The 19,480-nt window shown below is 37.3% G+C and carries 19 protein-coding genes; 9 read left to right on the top strand and 10 right to left on the bottom strand.

Annotation, left to right across the window (positions count from 1 at the left end):
- From J8L73_RS16795 to J8L73_RS16785, 3 genes are all read left to right on the top strand, one after another.
- Window positions 1–966 (top strand): hypothetical protein (locus tag J8L73_RS16795; protein ID WP_211018809.1); only part of this gene is annotated, 966 nt, incomplete at its 5' end.
- 55 nt (window positions 967–1,021) lie between these two features.
- On the top strand, window positions 1,022–1,747 hold the full coding sequence (locus J8L73_RS16790; protein WP_211018807.1) for a hypothetical protein: 726 nt from the start codon (window positions 1,022–1,024) through the stop codon (window positions 1,745–1,747).
- Between the two features lie 69 nt (window positions 1,748–1,816).
- Window positions 1,817–2,590 (top strand): PRTRC system ThiF family protein, encoded by a 774-nt coding sequence (locus J8L73_RS16785; protein ID WP_211018805.1) that lies wholly within the window; start codon window positions 1,817–1,819, stop codon window positions 2,588–2,590.
- 2 nt (window positions 2,591–2,592) lie between these two features.
- On the opposite strand, the gene J8L73_RS16780 is transcribed toward J8L73_RS16785, so the two are convergent.
- Window positions 2,593–2,895 (bottom strand): hypothetical protein, encoded by a 303-nt coding sequence (locus tag J8L73_RS16780; RefSeq protein WP_182831060.1) that lies wholly within the window; start codon window positions 2,893–2,895, stop codon window positions 2,593–2,595.
- A gap of 196 nt (window positions 2,896–3,091) precedes the next feature.
- On the opposite strand from J8L73_RS16780, the gene J8L73_RS16775 reads away from it, so the two are divergent.
- The gene (locus J8L73_RS16775; RefSeq protein WP_211018803.1) at window positions 3,092–3,859 is read left to right on the top strand and encodes an EAL domain-containing protein; all 768 of its coding nucleotides are present in this window, start codon (window positions 3,092–3,094) and stop codon (window positions 3,857–3,859) included.
- On the opposite strand, the gene J8L73_RS16770 is transcribed toward J8L73_RS16775, so the two are convergent.
- On the bottom strand, window positions 3,860–4,537 hold the full coding sequence (locus J8L73_RS16770; protein ID WP_211018801.1) for a zinc-finger-containing protein: 678 nt from the start codon (window positions 4,535–4,537) through the stop codon (window positions 3,860–3,862).
- A gap of 301 nt (window positions 4,538–4,838) precedes the next feature.
- Here J8L73_RS16770 and J8L73_RS16765 point away from each other — a divergent pair, with 301 nt between their 5' ends.
- The gene (locus J8L73_RS16765; protein ID WP_211018799.1) at window positions 4,839–5,276 is read left to right on the top strand and encodes a hypothetical protein; all 438 of its coding nucleotides are present in this window, start codon (window positions 4,839–4,841) and stop codon (window positions 5,274–5,276) included.
- A gap of 64 nt (window positions 5,277–5,340) precedes the next feature.
- Here the strand turns inward: J8L73_RS16765 and J8L73_RS16760 are convergent, their stop codons facing one another.
- From J8L73_RS16760 to J8L73_RS16740, 5 genes are all read right to left on the bottom strand, one after another.
- On the bottom strand, window positions 5,341–7,938 hold the full coding sequence (locus tag J8L73_RS16760; protein ID WP_211018797.1) for a TraC family protein: 2,598 nt from the start codon (window positions 7,936–7,938) through the stop codon (window positions 5,341–5,343).
- Window positions 7,939–7,952: 14 nt separating this feature from the next.
- Window positions 7,953–8,672: a TraV family lipoprotein gene (locus J8L73_RS16755; RefSeq protein WP_211018796.1), complete on the bottom strand. Its 720-nt coding sequence runs from the start codon at window positions 8,670–8,672 to the stop codon at window positions 7,953–7,955.
- A 6-nt stretch (window positions 8,673–8,678) separates the two neighbouring features.
- Window positions 8,679–9,413, bottom strand: a complete 735-nt coding sequence (locus J8L73_RS16750; RefSeq protein WP_138533981.1) for a DsbC family protein — start codon at window positions 9,411–9,413, stop codon at window positions 8,679–8,681.
- A 286-nt stretch (window positions 9,414–9,699) separates the two neighbouring features.
- Complete coding sequence (locus J8L73_RS16745) at window positions 9,700–10,008, bottom strand: hypothetical protein (RefSeq protein ID WP_211018794.1); 309 nt, start codon at window positions 10,006–10,008, stop codon at window positions 9,700–9,702.
- Window positions 10,009–10,023: 15 nt separating this feature from the next.
- On the bottom strand, window positions 10,024–11,175 hold the full coding sequence (locus J8L73_RS16740) for a DGQHR domain-containing protein (RefSeq protein WP_211018792.1): 1,152 nt from the start codon (window positions 11,173–11,175) through the stop codon (window positions 10,024–10,026).
- A gap of 293 nt (window positions 11,176–11,468) precedes the next feature.
- On the opposite strand from J8L73_RS16740, the gene J8L73_RS16735 reads away from it, so the two are divergent.
- The 3 genes from J8L73_RS16735 (at window position 11,469) to J8L73_RS16725 (ending at window position 15,542) form a co-directional block, all read left to right on the top strand.
- Window positions 11,469–14,924, top strand: a complete 3,456-nt coding sequence (locus J8L73_RS16735) for a phosphoadenosine phosphosulfate reductase family protein (RefSeq protein WP_211018790.1) — start codon at window positions 11,469–11,471, stop codon at window positions 14,922–14,924.
- Between the two features lie 70 nt (window positions 14,925–14,994).
- Window positions 14,995–15,267, top strand: coding sequence for a hypothetical protein (locus J8L73_RS16730; protein ID WP_211018788.1), 273 nt, complete (start codon window positions 14,995–14,997; stop codon window positions 15,265–15,267).
- Between the two features lie 17 nt (window positions 15,268–15,284).
- On the top strand, window positions 15,285–15,542 hold the full coding sequence (locus J8L73_RS16725) for a hypothetical protein (protein WP_175079680.1): 258 nt from the start codon (window positions 15,285–15,287) through the stop codon (window positions 15,540–15,542).
- Between the two features lie 65 nt (window positions 15,543–15,607).
- Here the strand turns inward: J8L73_RS16725 and J8L73_RS16720 are convergent, their stop codons facing one another.
- Complete coding sequence (locus J8L73_RS16720) at window positions 15,608–15,811, bottom strand: hypothetical protein (protein WP_211018786.1); 204 nt, start codon at window positions 15,809–15,811, stop codon at window positions 15,608–15,610.
- A gap of 465 nt (window positions 15,812–16,276) precedes the next feature.
- Here J8L73_RS16720 and J8L73_RS16715 point away from each other — a divergent pair, with 465 nt between their 5' ends.
- The gene (locus J8L73_RS16715) at window positions 16,277–16,993 is read left to right on the top strand and encodes a hypothetical protein (RefSeq protein ID WP_211018784.1); all 717 of its coding nucleotides are present in this window, start codon (window positions 16,277–16,279) and stop codon (window positions 16,991–16,993) included.
- Window positions 16,994–17,042: 49 nt separating this feature from the next.
- On the opposite strand, the gene J8L73_RS16710 is transcribed toward J8L73_RS16715, so the two are convergent.
- Both J8L73_RS16710 and J8L73_RS16705 read right to left on the bottom strand, forming a co-directional pair.
- Entirely contained in the window at window positions 17,043–18,134 is a 1,092-nt protein-coding gene (locus J8L73_RS16710) for a ParB family protein (RefSeq protein ID WP_175079678.1), read from the bottom strand.
- Window positions 18,135–18,136: 2 nt separating this feature from the next.
- Window positions 18,137–19,348: an AAA family ATPase gene (locus tag J8L73_RS16705; protein ID WP_247659692.1), complete on the bottom strand. Its 1,212-nt coding sequence runs from the start codon at window positions 19,346–19,348 to the stop codon at window positions 18,137–18,139.
- Window positions 19,349–19,480: the final 132 nt, after the last annotated feature.

Below are 19,480 nucleotides of genomic sequence, written 5' to 3'. Positions count from 1 at the left end.
CATGACTTAACTATTAAAGCAATTGAATCTCAACTCATGGATTACAAAGAGTTTTGGGTAAGTAAGCTCAAAGAGTTTGGGTTATCAACTAATGAACAAATTGCTGATTTTATGACTAGGACTGTAGAGCTAGACATTGAATCTGTGTTCTTTGAGGCTTCTAAATATAACTATTATTCATCTCCAGATGCCTACTTGAAGTTTACGTATGGTCAAGGTCTGGCTGTGCTTGATATTGATTTAAAAGATAAGCCAAAGCCATTAAGAGATCTGACAGTGAATTTAATCAATGTTTTAGCCTGTATTGGTACTTATAATACATCGCTCGATTTGATGTACTCGCACAGTGTTGATCAGGAATTGATGGAATATGTACGAGATCTAAGTTCTGAAAGTCGTAATGCATTGAAAGAGTCAGTTTTTGAGCTTGAGGATGAAGAATTGGCTTTGTTTCTTAATGAACATCACTCAGGAGTGACAGAAGAGTTTATTGATATGTATGGTGATATTGATAGCCTGATCTTTAGTTTAAAAGACTGTATAGAATTTAACTTTGACCTTCATAATGACGGTTTATTTAATGATCTGTTTTTCTATGATGATTTGAAAACTAGTCTCAATAATATTTTAGCTGTGTTACAGAATTGGTCTGATACACAAAACCCCCTTGTATCTCATCCACTCGCTTATAAATTGAAAGTCCTTAGTGAGCTATTACTTTCTCATTGCCAATATGATTTGGTTAATTATTTTGAAACTTGTTCAGATGTAATTGTATCAGATTTACGTGTTATTAGTTTTGATTTAGCTAATGATACAGCGGCTTTAAATAACTTAAATCAATACTTCAATGACTCTTGTGAAAACGGCGAATTAAAAATTGACCTAACTGATGTCCGTTGTCTAGATGCATTAAAGCAAATGCGTATGGCTGATGTGTTAATAGGGGTTTTAGTGTCAAGTTAAGCGCGTTTATCATCGTTGGGTATTCTGTTTTTACCTTCTAAATTCGGAGATAAAAATGAATAATCATACACCACAGGTTGCTCTTGTATTTCATGGGCAATCTGCGAACAATATCTTTTGTGCGACAAAGCACATGATTGATAGTGATGGCATGAAGTTAGGTGAATACATTGATGTACCTGAATGTATAGAAATAATGCGCTCACAACTCTCACCTAAGAAAATTGAAACTAAAACCGATGACTTTGAACTGCTGCCAAGCAATGTGATCTTAAATAACAGTAAAGCGCTTGTATGGCACAAACCTTCTCATAAGGGTATTTTTTGGTATAGAAGTCATAACACCAAGACTGAATTTTCAATTATCTACCCTGCCCTTCTTTTTTGTTTGGAAAAAGATAAACAAGGAGAACCAAATGGGTTAATTGTGTTTGCTTTACCAAGTAATCAACGCCCCAATGAAAATACGCATTTGTATCATGCGCCACTGATGAATATTTATTCTAATGGAGTTGTTTGCCAAGGAAATGCAACTTTACCCAAAAAGATCATATCAATTGCTGAATGCATGAATGATGTTGAGAAAACTGTACTGGCCTCAAACTTCACTCACGTAAATCACGATAAGACCCTTAAAGCAAAGGAAGTTGTAACAACGCAAAATTTGCTCGCATTTTGGAGCGCTAAAGCCAACACAAAGTGCCTAAGAAATGCAAAAGTAAGAATGCGAGAGTTGAATCGATTTATGCGTTTGGGAGAGTTTTTAAGCACGGCCTTGTGAATATTTCACATTCAAATTGATAGTGAATAATTCACATTGTATGTCCGGTCACATTAAAGGGGTTAAAAAATGAACACGTTTTCAATTCCATCAGAATGGATTTCTAAACCATTAAATATATTAGTTATTGGTGCGGGTGGTACAGGCTCTGCGTTTTTATCAGAATGTTTTCAGCTTGATTATTTATTGCGAAAGGTAACCAATCATCAAGTTCACTTAAACATCAGTGTGTATGACGATGATAAAGTTAGTGAATCAAATGTCGGTAGGCAAGGGTTTTATCCTGTTGATGTTGGTATGTATAAAGCTGAAACGCTTGTTTCAAGGTTTAATTTACATGGCAACTTAAGTTGGAAATATAAAAATGAGCGTCTATTGCCAGAGGTATTTGATTATAGAAACTATGACTTGGTGGTTACTTGTGTGGATAAAGCCAAGGTTCGTGCTGATATGGGGCGTTTTTTTGCTAATGATAATCGTGGTTCTAGTTATAATAAATCACTAATGTGGTTAGATTTGGGCAACGGACGCGCATCAGGCCAGATTATTTTAGGTCACGCTTACGAACAAATTAATAAGCTACCCAATGTGTTTGATTTATACCCCCAATTAGAGAGTATTGTCGATGTTGACGAGGACTCTTGCAGCCACATAGAAGCTCTACGTAAGCAGGAGTATGGAATTAACAAAAAGGTTGTACTGGAAGCAACAAGGCTTTTGTGGGAGTTATTAAGAAAGGGATCTATTTCGCATCATGGTTCTTATGTCGATTTAGATAGTGCGACAGTAAAACCTTTAAAAATAGACCCTATTTGCTGGCAAGTGCTAGGTTACAACTCTTAATATTAGCTATTTTCGCCAGTTCGCATTGCCGCTAATTGCTTTGACGCTTCAAGCTTGGCGGCTTTCCCACCTTTCAATACATCAATAATGCACTTTGCAATGTATCCGCAGATTAAAGCTGGAACGACAAGTCTAAATAAAATAATTAATGTTGCTGCATTTGCTATTAAATATAGGCTTGCACCAAAACAAATGAATAGTACGAACAAGATAAATTGGTATCCCACGTTCACCTGTTCATCAACAGTTCGTTTTGAATTACCGCTGCTAATTTTTACGATCATTTTGCTCAATGTAGAACTCATAAAATATGCTCCTTTGTTAATATCCCCAACAAATTAGCACCTACTTATAGTTGGGCGTGTCGAAAAAACTGCAAAATTAAACAATTTTTCATTGTTTAACCTTTGTTTAGTAATTTATTACCTGAATTTATCTTTTTTTTAAGTATTAGGTCGGGTTTGTTGATATAGAGTTAGTGTATTAATGCGAGGGGTTACTATGCTAGCTGACAATCGAGAAATTATTATTGAATCAGATGTGAGTGCGATACATAGGGCGGAATTGGATTTTAAAAGTTTCACATTTCATTTTCAGCCAATTTTCTGCCTTAAAACTAATAAGGTCGTTATGTATGAAGCTCTGTTAAGGTCGCGACAGTTTGCTAGTATTTCAATTGAAGATCTTGTTATAGATGTAATCTCTTCGGGTAAATCAGATCAGCTAACCTTGCTAACCCTTGAGGCTATAAGGCCATATTTAAACGATCCGAAGTTTAGTGATGTAAAGTTTACAGTGAACTTAGAACCTGCCCAAGTTGCTTCTGAGGGCTTTAAGCGATTGGTTAATTATTACTTTCGAAAATTCAAAATTGATATGACAAGAGTGATATTTGAAATTACTGAGCGCCCCTGTTCACACAAGATGTTCAATGATGTTTTGGTGAACACTAATTCAATGGCAGCAAATGGGTATCTATTTGCGATTGATGATTTTGGTACTGGTGTCTCTAATTTTGAAATGCTTTGTGAGCTTGATGTGTACATGATAAAGCTTGATGGAAACTTTGGTATTAAGTCTCTACATGATATTAAGTGCCAGAAGGTTTTTAAATTCGTATCGACTTTCAACGAGTCTTTCGGATGTAAAGTCTGTGCTGAGGGCTTGGAGACTGAAGAACACGTTGAATTAGCAAGAGGCCTTGGCTTTTGTTTTGGCCAAGGCTATGGGTTGGGAATGCCAAAAGTATTAACGGGCATTGTGGAATAATTAAATTATTAATTTCGTAAAGTTTATCGCTGATTCACATTGTTGCTCGGTAAATTTACCAATATGGCAATCATTAGGTTTAACTTCTAGGTAGTTAGCCAGCTGTCTGTACACATCAACTCTTGCAAAACCATACTCTTTCCAAAGTACATCTAATATTTTGTGTGCCTTTTGTCTTGCGCTTCGAGTGCCGGCATTAGCCAGGGTTCCTTGAGGTAAGTTATCCCCTTTGTGCACTGCAACGTATGAATCACATCCTGATTTGTAGTTTTCACAAAGATAAACTAAGCCGTGATCTTTACCTTTGAATATGTGCTTTGATTCTGAAAGTGATGCTAACCCGGAACAGTATTCACAGCGGACTTTGATGTCCCCTGCAGCTCTTGAGTTTCTTCCCATCACAATATCTTCCAGAAAGTGGATGAAATACATCCGCATCGATTTTTCAGCTAAGTCATTTAAGTAATGAGCTTTATGCTTCAGCTCCCCTATAAGTGCCAGGGATAGAGCTTCATGCCGGTGATCAGAGAGCAACTTGCTTAGTTCATTTACATAGTTATACGTAGAAGCATTAACTATTCCTGACTTAGGTAGTTGTTCTTGGACCAGTTTTTTTAGATCGACTTGGTTTAAGTAAATCACAGCTTTGCCTTGTTTTAGTGTTTGTATGTCTTCCATTAAACCCTGGTTAAACAATTGCGCTGGAATTCAAAAAAAAACTCAATTTTCTTGATTTTAATCTCTGCCTCAATTTTTTTGCGTGAAATAATGAGTGACATAAGGAGGTGTAAATGAACCAAAAAAAATCAATACCAGTCTCCCAATTAGCCCTTTATTACTCAGATAGAGAATTATTTAGGAAAGCTAAAGGTGGTGCATTCGATAAAAAGCTAGCTAAAAGAGGCACGCGAGAGCACGCCCGGGCAGGTAAAAGTTCAAATCTAATACGCGCTGTGTTTTTAACTATTATAGGTTTCATATGTTACTTATTATTCAAATTTTCCTAGTTTTCTCTATCGTAGTGATCGTACTGATTGCAAAAGGGTATAGGGTCAAGAGAAAGCTCCAAGTGCCTATTTATTATCTATTTCTTGGTGGTGATGTTGGGGGACGAAAACCAATAAAGGTTGAAAATAATAATCTAGTCGGTATGCCAGATGCCCTATTCTTCAATCTATTAAAGCTTAGGTTTGTTGTATGTGAGTTTAAGTCTCGAAACTATACTGGAGTAAATTTATATGAAAGAGCTCAAATTACATTGTATATGGGAATGCTGAACAAATGGTATCTACCTGCACCGCAAGGTATTGTTGCATATGGTAATGGTTTTGCTGTTCGAGTGAGGTTTAATAAATCATTGTTCAATGAAATTTGCGGTCTTCGAAAGCAGTGCTTAGTTGAATTGGGCAAGTTTTAACAACTCGCTTCATCTGCAATTTATCTGTGCGTACACATACATATACGTGTACGCACAGAGGTGATTACCCCCTTCCCTTCTCTTTATTTGCAAGTTCTAGAGCTTCTTTAATTGAATAACCTTGAGACTTAAACTTGTCTACTAACTCCCTGTCATCTGGATCAGTTGAGTAAACTAGTTGGGTTTCTTTATCTACAAAAAGCTTAACTATTTCCCTCGATTGCCCGTATCTCACTAAGATTTCTGAGTAATGGCCCTTATCAGTATGAACGCTTTTCATTAAATCATAGTCTTGATCTGTACCATCATACGCTTTTAACTCTTTGAGTTTATCAACGGCTTCCGGTTCCTGGGCCAACATAAACTTCCATGGACTATTGTTAACTATGGCCATCCCTGCTTGGCTCTGGTAAGCATCAAGTAAGCTCTGTGTGATACAAATGCCAGCTGCACGTGTTTTCCTGAATCGACGCCAACCTGTTTCAAGGAACTCGGCTAGATAATTGATTTTACCAGGCTTGTCTTTAAGGTATTCCCAAGCTTCATCGAGAATGAAAAGTTTTCTTTGTTTGTTGCCTGATAAAAACATTGCATGTTGAGCTGCGTTGATAAGGCTCATCAGAACACATTGTGATAAGTGAGGTTGCGAGGATAGTTCATCCATCTCACAAACGATTAATCGTGATTTGAAGTTTATTGGTGGGTATTTCTTACCAAAAAAGTCTCCAAAAATACCGCCTTCACACCATGGTTTTAGTTGGCGCCCTATCCTCTTTATTTCAACATCTTGGTGCTTTTCACACAGCTCAGAAAAGTCTGTGATTGATGAATCTTTCCCTTTAAGGTTCCAAAGCTCAGTGAGTACTGTAAGCATTTCTGTAGATTGGTAGTCACTTAAATCACCTGATTCTGACGCCATTGCTTTCAGCAAGGAATGAACCATGGCTGCTTGACCTTCTTTGCCATAAAAGTCATCAATATTTGCAAATGGATCAAGTGAAAACTTCATGTTCTCATTGAAGTCAATGAATTGAGCATTCTTATACTGGCTTGCTAAGTTTTCATATGAGCGACCTTTGTCAATAACAAACACTTGAGCGCCGTCAGTATCGCTGCCCACATCAAGCCGGCTTTTAACACCTGAGCCTAGGTATGAAGTGATTAGCTTATTATTGAAAAATGACTTACCAGCTCCAGAGCGAGCGCAAATAAGTGCATTAAAGGAGCCATCTGTTTCAAATATATCTAAACCGAATATTTGCCCAAAGCGCGTGACAAACTCTAGAATTGGCCGTGAGGTGTTTCCTTTCCAACTCGCACTATGTGGTAATAAAAATACAGCCCCTTTTGCCGTCCATTCATCAAACCGGTCTGATAATTTTATATATTCATCATCAAGTCCAAGAGGTAAAGCGTTTAAGAAAGTGCTAGGCGCCAAAATTGTTTCTATGTTGAACTTATACTCTTTACGTTTGAAGAATGCCTGCAGCTTCCTAGTCGCAGTGAATGTTTCTTTCTTGTTCTCACCAAGGACTATCATGCTTAGGCTAATTTTACATAATCTTGAGTTTTTCAGTTCATCTTCGATTGCAAAATAATCTTGTGCTTGATCTTTCAAGGTTGAAACCCACTCCAGCATTTTTCCTTTTGCTTGTTTTTTTAGCCATTTGTTACGGCGATCAAATTCTTCATTTGCCGAATGAATACTTGGTAACTGTACGTTAAGCGTCATTAAATATGGGTTCCAAGCAACCGTTCGCTTGCCAAAACGCCAATCACCTAGCAGGTTTATAATATCACCGTAGTTCAAGTAATCGGGTGTTTGCTTGAGGGTCATGACTGAAGCAAATCCATTTGACTTCTCATCTAAAGATGAAAATTCTAGACCATATTCATCACGGTTAATTATTCCGCCCTGCTCTAATATTTGTGCACCAAGTGGGACTAGTTTGTTGATTTTTACTTTATCTCGCCAAAGCGCATTAGGTGAGTGGTTGAAGAAAGTCTGCATTCTTGAAAGCCATTCTTCATCATTTAAAATCAATGGGGCTAAGCCTAACCCTTCGAATATTGAATATGTTCTATCTTTTATCTCTAGGAACTCTTTGAGCTCTTTATCGGAAGGGATAAAGTTTTTAACTGGGATTTTTACAGTGATCCAATGTTCAAAATCTCTTGGCCGGATACCTGATTTTTTATCAAGGGACTCTTTTCTTGCTTTAGAGTAATAATTAATTACTGATTCGCTCATTGCATCTGCAAGCTCACCGTCTTCACCACCAATCCGCTTACCTCGAAGTTGTCTGTAACCACTTAGAAAGCCATCTATTCGTGGTAAAGCTGCTAGGCTTAGTTGAATTAATGTGTTGTGAGGAAACTCATCAGATAGAAAACCTTCGTAGGCTGTTCTTATTTCGTTGTTTACCCCGTTAGTTGGTTGGCAGGCGATAACAAATCCAATGTAACCGCCTTCCATTAAGAACATTTGATATTCTTTAATATATTCCATTACACAGTTTAATTCTGCGGCTTTATTACCTCCGAGAAGCTTTTGTTGATCTTCAATGGTGCTTCGCCAAAGGGGGCCAGCAAAATTCTGCTGGGTTTCTTCGATATCTGGATTCAATAACTTTTCTATAGCTTCTTGGATTTTATTCAGCATGCTATACACCTATTTTACTTATTAGCCTCAGGCTGAGGTCTAGAAATGCTCAACGGATCGATACCTTTGGCCATAGTTTCTTTTCTTTGGCTTGTTACTTTGCTTTTCTTTATTGTTTGAAATGGTAATACTCGACTTGGGCGCATTTGAGCTTGATGGCCTGTAACCCATCGTCTTGGTTGTAATTCAACATAAACGAAGCCTGGAATATTCAAATCTCCAGACTTATCTTCCCAAGCAGCAACATAAATACGCATTGCTTTAGCTTCTTCAAGAACCGCGAGAGGCTCTGGCGCGATATCATTTGGAACGTAATTGAATGTTCTTAAGTCATCTAACTCATCGTGTGATTGTTTCGAATATGACATTGTGTCATTGCTAGCGATACCAACAATATTGGCTTTGTCATAATCTTGTGCGTTTTGTCTTCGCAAACTTCTTGGTTCATATACGTATGTAATGTCTTCCCCTTCACTATTAACGTAAATGACTTTCTGGTTTGCTTCTGAATTTGACTTTATTTCACCTTCGTTTTTTGCATATTCTGCAGTCATCATGTGCTCAAGGTGGTCTTGATTGTTGGTTAACTCATAAACCTCCATCGGCCCTTTACAGAGACCAAGTTCCGGTTTACCTGCACATGAAAATTCCTCTTCACCAATCGTAAATGCTGAACACCCAGAAAATAATGAGGCTATGGCTAGAATTGAGCTGATTTTAAAGATTTCTTTCATTGCTAGTTACTCCATCTCAAGCCATGCATCAAAATCGCTTGGTAGCCCATTAAAGGTTAAACCATCTTCACGAACTAGGAATGGGGTTCCTCTAGCCTCAAGCAATCCCATAACGATAGGTGCTTTTTGAACAGCCTTTGCATCGCAGTCTTCTCTCATTTCTGTTGCTAGTTTTGTCTTGTTCATAAGGTCGATGACAGCTTTAGATTTATCAACAGCGCAATTTAGGCGTTTGGACTCAAGTAAAGATTGGCTGCCCAGCATCGCTGTTAGTACAAAGTCGACATTGTACTTTTCTGGAGATTGCTGAATTTTATTGAACAGGGCGTGGCAGTATCCGCAATTAGGGTCAACGAATATTGTTGCTTGCTTAGGTATGTCTTGGTTACCAAATGATAGTGTTGCAAGCTCATCTAGTTTTACGCCCATTTTTTCAAGAGGAACACGGTGAGCATTCCTTGCTTCGCTCAACTCATCAATAGTTCGTCTAAACCATGTATCAATTAACTGCCCTTGAAAGACAAAGCGGCCATTCTTAGATACAAAATATGTTTGTCCTGATTTAGTCTTAACTAGCATTAAGTTTTCAACAGGGAGTTCTTGAATACCTTCGATATCACCTTTTTGAGAAAGAGTTTGTTTTAATTCTTTCGGATTAATTGATTTCGCCATTGAAGATACGCTTAAAAGACTTACAGTTGCTAATAGACCAATAGCCGTAATTTTTTTCTTTAGTGACATTGTGACTTACTCTTTAATTGACAGACATGTCATTGTAATCTTGGCTATAGAATGAAAAGGGGAGATTAATTACTGATTTTTGCTTTTTTTCATGGATTTGAGCAAAGCAGAGTTTTACTAGCTCGATGGGTGATATACTTGTTTAATCAACAAATTAAGGTGAATTTCGCATATTTAAAGCTCTAAATACTTAGTTTTAGGCATGATAAAGCCTTAGGTTGGTAAAATACTGATCTAAGGTTAAGGTTGATATATACCAACCTTAACGAATAAAGTTTGTCACATATCAATACTTCAAAATGACATGGTGTTGTCGAAATGAAACATCTTCGTAATCTTCCTCATCGAATGCATTACACCATGAATTTATGTGCTCACTTGTAATTGGCTCTTGTAAAGAACCACTTTCCAAAACTAACGGTAAGCTTCTATGGGCTATTCGTTGCATTATACAGCGTTCAATTGATAGATCGATGGTAATGATAGTGAGCTTTTCATTTTCACTATTTAGGAAGTCATCGAGTGTTTTATTAAGGTGGAGTGACGCAACAGGGAATCGAAGCGCCTGCAAGTCAACTTTAGTTTCTTGTTTCATATCTCTACCTTATGATCAAGCTGACAATTCAGGGCAAGGGTAAATTCTTAGTTTTCTACAGATCAATGACCCAATTCGCGTATCCGTATTCTTGATTATTTTTATTGTGCCTTTATCTTTCATAGTCACATTAGCTTCAAGCCAGAATGAATCACTTTTATCTTCTATAGGTATGCCGTTTAGATTGATTCGTTCCCATGCTATCGAATTATCTAATAACATTTCATCCATTAATGAACGACCTACATAACCCAGTGCATTTGCAAAAATTGCTCGTGTAAACATTGCCTTATCATGGTCTTGAGTGTTCGTAATGTTCTCAATTGGTAATAATCTGAAAATGCAGGTTAAATAGCTTCTGCATAAGTTAAGGGCATCTTCGTATTGAGCTTCATCTGTTATTTGTTTTGATGCAGTGCTATTTGTTAAGTTTAAGAACTTTTGCATCATTGTAGTGAATTGTTGGAATGTCCAAATATGACCTGCTTTTATTTTTCCATGGAGAGCAATTTTGCTTTTTAGCTTATAGGAATCTACTTGTAGTTCTAGACAGTCATTCATTAAACGACTTAACACAGTGCTATTGTCAAAATGCTTACTGATAGAAGAGTTCGGCTTAGTTAATTTCACATGATAGTCGGCAAAAAGTTGTCGAATAATTTGTACGGCTTTTGGGGTAGATAGACTTTCTGTTTGCGTTACTATTAATTTAAAACTAATAGTATGATCTTCAAACTCTGCATTGCTTTCATCAGATAATAACCAATCAATGAATGCTTGTCGGCCTTGTCCGTCTGCTATAAATCTATCTGCATTCCTTTCTAAGGTCGCTTCAATTATCAGCTTATTACCAACAGTTACTGAGTTTTTTAAAGAGAGGGAGTTAGCAAAAAGCGTTATATTTGGGAATACAGTCCCTTTGGATGTAGTCCAGTACTGCTTTAATCCATTTACTCGCTTTGAATCAACGTCACGTTGCTTCTTATCTACTTCCCCAATTTCCTCTGAGCCTTTCTCTGCTTTAAAGTGATCCACCAGCTCTTTAAAAGTCATGACACCTTCGTAACATTGAACGCCTTGTTGCTCAATACCCTCTTTACTTTTAAAAAGCACTACATGAAGCGGCTTGTTACAAGGAGAAGTAATAGTCTCGTTTTGATTATTCATTTCGGTTCTCTTTATGTTTCGATTAAGACCATAGTAAGTCCGAATCCATAACGCGCACTTTTGAGATAATTAACCTCGAATAAGTGGCGAATTCACCCTGAATAATTTGAGTCAACTTCATGTAAGCATCGGATAATAAGTGTTTTTTTTATGTTTTTTGGCTGGCGAATATTTAAGGTTTTCTATAATTTATTAAGGTTGGCTTTATGTTTTTCCGAGTTAATATTTTGGCGAATTCACCCTGAATAATTAAGTGTAAATATATTTTAGTTATTGTTCTGTATGACTTTTTTTTGAAAAATAATCGTGGAGAATATTTAGTTATCATTTCATTCAAAGCGCGTTCTATATCCTATGTGACAATAGTTACAAAGTTTAGGTTGGAGTGTGAAGTGAGTGTTTTCAAAGTTAATCCAATAGACATCATTGATAGCGTTGTTGTTGGAACAGTTAACCAAGTAAGTAGAGAGAAATTAGTTGCTCAAGCCTTTTCTTCATCTGTAGCTGATATAAGAGCTCTAATTGAAAATGAGCGAGCAATAATTACTTCTTTATGTTCTTTTGGGAAAGACTCGACAGTTACATTGCTAATTGTGATGGAGGCTTATCGCCAAGCTATTGCAGCAAAAACCATTGAACCAGAACGCCCATTGATCGTTTCGACAGTTAATACAAAAGCAGAAGCGATACCTATGCAAATGTTTGTTAACTATGCCAGTAAGAGAATGCTTGAATATGCTAAGTCTGTAGGTATCAATATTCAGTTTAAATTAGTCCAACCATCATTGAATAATGAATTCTTCATTAGGTACGTTGGTGGCCAGAAAATTCCAGCAACACCAACCCGCTCTGGTGATTGCTCAGTAATTTTAAAGGTTAACCCTAACGAACACTTTGTTAACTCTCTTGTAGAGTCTATTAGGCACTCAAAGAAGTATGGCAACTATGCTAGTTCACCAATTGTTTCTTGCTTAGGTTCTAGGGAAAAAGAGTCTTCGCGTAGGTCAAAGAATATGGAGCGCCATAATCTAAAAGGTAAGTCTGCAGAAGATTTAATGAACTCAATGACGTCACAGTCTGTTGGAAACTCAAAAGTCTACAATTATGCTCCAATTCGTGACTGGGAGACTGATGATGTATTTCTTTTGCTCAGCTTGGCTGGTTCAAAACCACTACAAAGATCTTGCTATGACATACCAGGTTTCTTATCAAACTTTGGTCTTTTAATCGAGATATACGGTAATGGTACAAGTGAGACTTGCGAAATTGCTACAGGGCAAAGTGGTGGGGCTGGTTGCAATGGCAAAGCACGCTACGGGTGTTCTATTTGTACTATCGTTTCAAAGCAAGATAAAACAGCTACTAACCTTGCAAAGTTGAAACGCTGGGAAGTGCTAGGTGTAGAAAATACATTAAGGCTAAGAGATTGGCTATTTAGAATTAGCTCTAACATGAGTGAGCGAGCGCTCCACGCTCGGGCGTTTGATCCTGTAGGGTATAATCGTGTTGCTTTGCAACCGAATACTTTAAAACCCAAGCATTTAGATAAAATTGTAAGGTACGCTTGCCAGCTAACACAAGAAAGCATTTCTCATTCAGAGCGTTTCAAATCTTTAGTAGAGCAGGGGAGAGAAGCTGAGCATGAAGGTGTTCAGTGTATTCAAAACGATGTAACTCTACCCCCTAAAATAAAGAGAGCTTTTTTAGAAATGTATAAAGAAGCTTTACTAAACCCTCAGAACCTTAACTACTACTTTAGTGAAGTACATGCCGTACTTTTATCTTTTCGGTGGTCTTTGGATGGTATCGGAGCAGCACCATTTAGGCCTTTAGCGATTTGGAAACAGATTAAGCAAGGAAAAGGGTGGATACCATACCCAAAATTGAATAGTGAGATGAGTGACGCTGATATCGGTAAAATTCAAGGTTATGAGGCTTTATCTGAAGCTGTGATGATGCCAGTGTTAAGAGATGAAGATGCCCATAAGCATGTATTTGATCACGTATCATTGATAGACCTTTGGACCCGCCCTTTAGATGCAAGTGATATTTTTGATGAAGATATGAATTGTAGTATCAAAAGAGGCTCAGACCATTCCGCTAATGTCACGGCTATTTATGACCTCAATATATCAGCGGGTAAATTAGATGGCGCTTTATCGACAGCACTGACGGTTGATGGTGTAGTTTCTTTACACAAACCAACAATCAAAAAGGTTCTATTTGAAGGAAAGGTTGTCTCTGGGAAGCTTTTAGAGCTGATATTGAATACCGGATTAGAGAATGAAGTTGATAGTTACTGTATTCAAAAATTCGAAAGTCTTTTGGTGTCGGTACCAGACTTTGAGCTTAATTTTGAAATGTTTAACAATCTTGTTGGTGAGAGAAAGTTAACTCGTAGCTTAAAGTACTTTGAGAAAACCAATTTAATTACCGGATACAGTGAAAGCGCTAGAAAAGTACCTGCAAAAATCAATTTTACTCAACGAGTATCTAAGGTTAACAGAAAAAAAATATCACGTGGCAATACAAGAATGGTGTTTTATCCATTAAGTGTAGATAGCCGGTATCATCAAGCACATAAGCAGGAAAAAGAGATGTTCAAGCTTTGCTTTGATACTCATACGCAAAAGCTGATATCAATGCATGATAAAGACTTCCTGAACAGTGATGAAGCGCGAGAAAACATCTTAATCTCACAAGAAACCGTTGCTTGCTGGAAAGAAGCTGGTGGACTTGATAGGGCGCTTGAGCTGCATAACGACTATATGCATAGATTAATTAAGTACCGCCATATTCGAAAGTCTAATAAATACGATGTTCGAAAGTACCCAGGCACGCAAGCAGCTGAGCTTTTGATTACAGAGGGTGGTGTTACTATTGAGCGAAAGTATCTATCTCAATTTCAATTTTTGCTAAAGCGTACTCAAGTAATGGATTCACTTTCTATGTTTAAGTACCAATCAATGCCAATTGACGTAGTCAAAGCCTCTGAAGGCGCTATAGCTATGAGCCAGCATAGAAGAGATAAAGCTGAGGTTCTTGACGTTATCCGTAAGTACAGAAACCAGCAAAGGGGAAATGTTAGATCAAACCTCCTAAGTTTTGACGTTAACATTGACGAAACTCTTAACGCTCTAGATGAAAGTGTAAGCATCGTAATCAATGAATCAATTCATAAGCAAAACCTACATCTTCTTAAAGCTGAGTTTAATACTCATTCAGTATCAATAAGAGATAGAAGTAATGCTGCAAAGCTTTGGCTTATGATGCATTTTGATGGAGTGAGCAAAATTGAAGACTTGTTTAGCAGAATTATGACCAGCAAGGACGTTAGTTTGGTCAATAACAATCCTAAATTAAAAGTTCAATTAACCACAAAAGCCATCAAGCGATTAAAGAAAATCAATAAAAGAATTTTGAAGGCTCAACAAGTTTGGCAGCCTGCTTTAGTAGCTTTAGCAGAATTCAATAACATGACCTTTAGAGATAAAGGGTCTGCTAAGTCCGAGTTCTCTCGTTTAGTTCATGGTGCTATTGGTTCTAATGTAGATAAATGGGTGTTAAATGAATGGAACCCGCGACTTGATACGCTCCTAAGCGCGTTTCAATCAGCTCAAAAGAATATTAATAGTACAGCTGCTTTGTTTGATGATGTAGTTACAACCATCAACAAGGTCAGTGATACCGGTGCACATAAGGTGGTAGCAAAAATGACTTTTGCCCAAAGGCTGGCATTGTTAAGTTAATTTTTCAAAATGAGCGCAAAATTCATCTGGTGATATTGTCGAAAAATCTTCAATTATAAAAGGTTTGAAAATGGCATCGACAGAAAAAGCTGCTGAATTAATGTTAGAGACAGGGGAGTTTTATACGGCCCAATCCCTCGGAAAAGCACTTTCTATTTCAGCAAATAAAGCGAGCGCACTCCTATATAACATCCGTACAACCAATAAGTATAAGACGGTTGATACTGGTGTCCCTAATCGTAAAGTAAAGGTGGTATCTATCTATGGTCGTAAATCCAGTATGAGAAGCCTACAAAACCAGGCTTTGCTTTTCACTAGACCACCTATGCTTGCTAATGAATGACCTATTTGGAGGACCTTATGTTATCAGTTAATGACGCAGCTGAATTAATGCTCGAAAATGGTGGATACTTCACAGCAAAAAAACTTGCTAAGCACTTTGATGTAAGTACCCGTAGAGCTTCAAGTTGGTTGGGGGTTATCAAGAGTGATGTTAAGTATCGTACAACAAATTGGGGGGAGTCGGTTAAATTGCTTGGCATTGGATCTCGTACAATTTGCATGTCTCAACTTCAGAATAATGCATTAATGTTTAAACGCCCTTCGGTTCTGTTATGAAAAGGGGGTATATTAATCTAAAGTGTCGTGGAACTTAACTCCATAGGCGCTTTAGATTAATTCCATTACTTATCTGACTTTCGTTTTGCATCTAGCTCGCGTTCAAGTTTATACACTTTGTTTTTAAGATCTCGACCAATACGTTCATGTATTTCATCTTGTCTTTGGCTTCCATCGGATCTATGGGCGTCATGATCTTCCCATTGCTCTAATTCACGCTTTGCTGACTCTAGGTCTTGCTCTAACTGTTTTATGGTTTTTTCTGACATATTTAACTCTCTTAAGAATGCTGAGCTATTTTCGAGGTGTGATTAGCTCTAATTGGTATCCTGTTTATTTATTGGGGTCAAATATTTAAATTCAACTGCCAGAACAAAACTAGGCTGTCTAATATTTCATTTATCGCTTGATTTAAATTTGCTTGGGTTACTTCAGCTGAATCCTTGTTTAGCACATAGTGTGAGTGCCCATATAGCTCAAAGCCGGATAAAGTATCACGCAGTAGAATAGAGGCTTAAGCTGGTTGCTATTGGCTATGTACAATTTGTAAGTCTCAATTTCTAAACGGAGGGCAAGGGTAGAATATAGCAAGCAATAGGGAACCTGACCTTATTGAAATGTGTTTAATTTGAACAAAAAATGGTCGAACGATGTTCAACCGGTACAAAAGAGACTTATATTGTTTGTCAAATTACATGCTGTATTTCCATAGTATTTATTAAGTGAAGAAGGTAATGAATTTCTCAGTTCCCAAACTTGAAAGTTATTTTAAATCCGCCAATGACTCTGAAGGTCTTAAGCTTTTGACAAACCTCATGACGAGTTTTGATAACATTAAAAATAAAATATCGATATTGCCAGATTATGTTATCGTTGATGAAAAATGCATTGATTTGTTGACTTTATTCAAGAGTTTGAACTGCCATTTGAATATGGATTCTCGCTTAAAGCATTCGCGACATATATTTTTTAGTATCAAAAATGAAGTTTTAGATTCTTTACTTTGCCTTATAAAACTTGATGGTATTAGTCATGGAATTAGAGTTGAGTTTATTAAATTCGCTTTTCTAGTTTTAGAAGGTACTTACGAAGACATTAAATTTGATGAATTAGTAAATGATGCATTCATTTTTCGTTTTCTTAAAAAGGAAGAATTGATTAAGCCGGGGAGACTTGTGAGGCATCGGCGTGTTCCAGAAATGCATACTCAAATAAACTCTGATAAGGACAAATCATTTGACCCATCTGACGATGAAATCGAACAGTTCTTTAAAGAAAATCGAACACAGTTCTTTAAATTGATGATGAGTGGTAAAGCAGAGAGCTTTAAAGATCCTATGGCCGATTTTGATAGCAAGAAATTTTATCATTACTATCTAACACTTGAAGAGCAAAGAAATATGATGAATAGTTCTCAGGCTGAAAAAACCTATTTAAACGTGGAAAGGTGAGAGGTCTTATAAAGCAGGTGAGTTACAAACTCACCTGTGTATGTGCTTTCTATTGTAAACTTTCACTAAGTATGTTTGAAATTGCCTCATCTAACTTCTCTTGAATATCCTTTGGAACTCGGCCAAATTCATAAGAAAAGTTTCTTCCTTTCACTTTTTTGCGAGCAAACTGATCTTTATTTTCAAATTTGAATAATGTCGTCACAACTGGTTTATCTGTTGTTGGCTTGAAGGACTTAGACTCATCAGCTATTAGTTTGCTGAGTTTGTCTTTAAGGTCTTCTTTGATAAAGCCACCGCTAACTTTTAGCTCATTCACTTTACTTTTTAGCTCTTCAGTGAAATCACTTAGTTGATCACCTAATAAAGCCTGTGTTGCCAATAGCGCTTTATAGTCACTGTGGTTGAGCAATGAAATATCTGGAAAAACAGAAATTAAATCACTATCGATTGTTGCGGCCTGTAGTGCTTTACTTACCTTTGATTGACTTAAGCCATGACGTTCCGCTAACTCAGCCTGGTTCAACTTCTTGCCATGTTCAGCTAAGTACGCCTCTTTGTCTCGCTCTAAGCGTAATCCAATTTCACGTAAGCTGTGCTCTTTAACTGACTGTAGTGATGTAGCGAGAGCTTTTGCATCGCTTAGACTGATTTCGTCATCAGTAACTAGCATTGAGAAAGTTTCTATAGCACCGCTTTTCTCAAGTACATAGGCGCGACGGCGTGAACCATCAAGAACGTCAATCTTGTTATCCGGCAGACGTCGACCAATTGCTGGGTAGAACTGTTGATTATCTAATGTTGATAAGTCTTGAAGCGACTCTTCTGTTAATAGTGATTGTTCGCGCCCATTGATTTCAAAAGTGACGACTGTATTTGATTTAAGCTGCTCATATGACAACGTAACCGGTGTGAATGTGGCTTCTTGGCCTGACTTTAATGTCCAGACTTTACTTTGACCTACGCTGACTACTCCCAGATGCTTAGAGAGCACTTCATCAAGTGGTGTTTCACTCTTTTCAGCTTCAATTCTCAAGCGCTTGGCCAAACTCTCAAGTTGGTTCTTATTGCTATCTGCAATAGCTTCTTCTGAGCCTGCTGTGTTGCCGAGTGGAGAGACTGTACCTCTTTTTTTAGCCATTTTTATTGCTCCTTCTCTTGTTCGCGCCACACTTTTTGAATATCGCGGTGTAGTTGGCTGGTAACTTCATATCCATTTTGTTGTGCATTCTGGAAAGTCATTTTGGTTTTAGGGTATTCACTTTTAGACATATCAAACATGGTTGATAGTAATGATGAAGCTTGTCTCACAGCTTCACTATTGTTGAACTCTGTTGAGTAAAGGTAAGTTGAAAAACTATCATAGAGGTTGTTCTGTAAATCAGTAGTGGTTGAACTCTCTTTATGATTTGTAAGTAGTATTTTCATAAAGTCATAACCAGGGTGTTTCGCATTTTTTAGCAGCGTCCATACTTGCGGGATATAACTAAAATATGAACACGTAGCATCAATATCATTTTCAGTAACAGATAATGGGAAAATAACACTCGTACCAGCGTAATACGCGTTGTATGTCGCGTAGCCTAGTGATGGAGGCGTATCTATGATAATGATATCGAATTCATCTTTAACTTGTTCAATGATGTCGTGCAGTATTGAATAAGGTGAACTTAGTTGTTGGTTGAATACTGCTTCATGGAACCAGCCCTCAATTGCTCGGTCTGATTGTGAGGCTGGTAAAATACGCAAGTTAGGAATAGTTGTCGGCAAAAATGCTTCACTGATAGCTTCTTTAAGCGTTTCGTTTTCATCAAGCTCATAGTTCCCCATAATTAAGTCACCAACAGATAAGCAGCCTTCTTGCGCTGACTCAGGAGCGTAATACATTGATAAAGTGCCTTGGCCATCCATATCAATTAAGCCAACACGATAGTTTTGATGAAACTCAGTTGCCAAACCCGATGCAGCTGTCGCTGCAGTAACAGTCTTACCAACACCGCCTTTTTGATTTTGAACAACTATAACTTGTAGGTCTTGGCTTTCACTGCGAACAAATGGTAATTGTTTTTTAAGTTCATCAGGAAGTGAATCTCGTACTTTGTAGACTTCTTCGATATCCAATAACCACTGACTCTCTTCATGTCTTCTTGGATTAATTTTTAGAGCTTTGCAGTACTTATCTAACGTTCTTGCATCAATATCTAAGTACGCCACTGCTTCAGCTTTAGTAAACACTCTAAGCTCTTTGCGGTGGTTATTTAGAAGGCGTCTATTACGGCGTTGGATGTACAGTTCTGAACCTTCTTTTAGCTCGTCAAACGAGATATCGGTAGCTTCTACTTTAGAGATAGTCATTGTGAACCTTACTGAATGTGTTTTTTTATAGTGTATGCTTTAATTTTTAGATGGTAAAGCAAAAATTAAAGCATGAGCTAATTTTTAATGCTTAAAATAATATCTCAAATTCTTCTTAAAAAAGCCTGTTTT

The sequence above is a fragment of the Pseudoalteromonas sp. MMG006 genome (assembly GCF_018101025.1).
In the GTDB taxonomy this organism is placed as follows: domain Bacteria; phylum Pseudomonadota; class Gammaproteobacteria; order Enterobacterales; family Alteromonadaceae; genus Pseudoalteromonas.
Note: the sequence above shows the minus strand (reverse complement) of the source record. Positions and strands in the feature narration are given on the sequence as shown.

Coding starts and splice junctions, on each gene's coding strand:
- J8L73_RS16790 (WP_211018807.1), top strand. CDS start 1,022: ATGAATAATCATACACCACAGGTTGCTCTTGTATTTCATGGGCAATCT.
- J8L73_RS16785 (WP_211018805.1), top strand. CDS start 1,817: ATGAACACGTTTTCAATTCCATCAGAATGGATTTCTAAACCATTAAAT.
- J8L73_RS16780 (WP_182831060.1), bottom strand. CDS start 2,895: ATGAGTTCTACATTGAGCAAAATGATCGTAAAAATTAGCAGCGGTAAT.
- J8L73_RS16775 (WP_211018803.1), top strand. CDS start 3,092: ATGCTAGCTGACAATCGAGAAATTATTATTGAATCAGATGTGAGTGCG.
- J8L73_RS16770 (WP_211018801.1), bottom strand. CDS start 4,537: ATGGAAGACATACAAACACTAAAACAAGGCAAAGCTGTGATTTACTTA.
- J8L73_RS16765 (WP_211018799.1), top strand. CDS start 4,839: ATGTTACTTATTATTCAAATTTTCCTAGTTTTCTCTATCGTAGTGATC.
- J8L73_RS16760 (WP_211018797.1), bottom strand. CDS start 7,938: ATGCTGAATAAAATCCAAGAAGCTATAGAAAAGTTATTGAATCCAGAT.
- J8L73_RS16755 (WP_211018796.1), bottom strand. CDS start 8,672: ATGAAAGAAATCTTTAAAATCAGCTCAATTCTAGCCATAGCCTCATTA.
- J8L73_RS16750 (WP_138533981.1), bottom strand. CDS start 9,413: ATGTCACTAAAGAAAAAAATTACGGCTATTGGTCTATTAGCAACTGTA.
- J8L73_RS16745 (WP_211018794.1), bottom strand. CDS start 10,008: ATGAAACAAGAAACTAAAGTTGACTTGCAGGCGCTTCGATTCCCTGTT.
- J8L73_RS16740 (WP_211018792.1), bottom strand. CDS start 11,175: ATGAATAATCAAAACGAGACTATTACTTCTCCTTGTAACAAGCCGCTT.
- J8L73_RS16730 (WP_211018788.1), top strand. CDS start 14,995: ATGGCATCGACAGAAAAAGCTGCTGAATTAATGTTAGAGACAGGGGAG.
- J8L73_RS16725 (WP_175079680.1), top strand. CDS start 15,285: ATGTTATCAGTTAATGACGCAGCTGAATTAATGCTCGAAAATGGTGGA.
- J8L73_RS16720 (WP_211018786.1), bottom strand. CDS start 15,811: ATGTCAGAAAAAACCATAAAACAGTTAGAGCAAGACCTAGAGTCAGCA.
- J8L73_RS16715 (WP_211018784.1), top strand. CDS start 16,277: ATGAATTTCTCAGTTCCCAAACTTGAAAGTTATTTTAAATCCGCCAAT.
- J8L73_RS16710 (WP_175079678.1), bottom strand. CDS start 18,134: ATGGCTAAAAAAAGAGGTACAGTCTCTCCACTCGGCAACACAGCAGGC.
- J8L73_RS16705 (WP_247659692.1), bottom strand. CDS start 19,348: ATGACTATCTCTAAAGTAGAAGCTACCGATATCTCGTTTGACGAGCTA.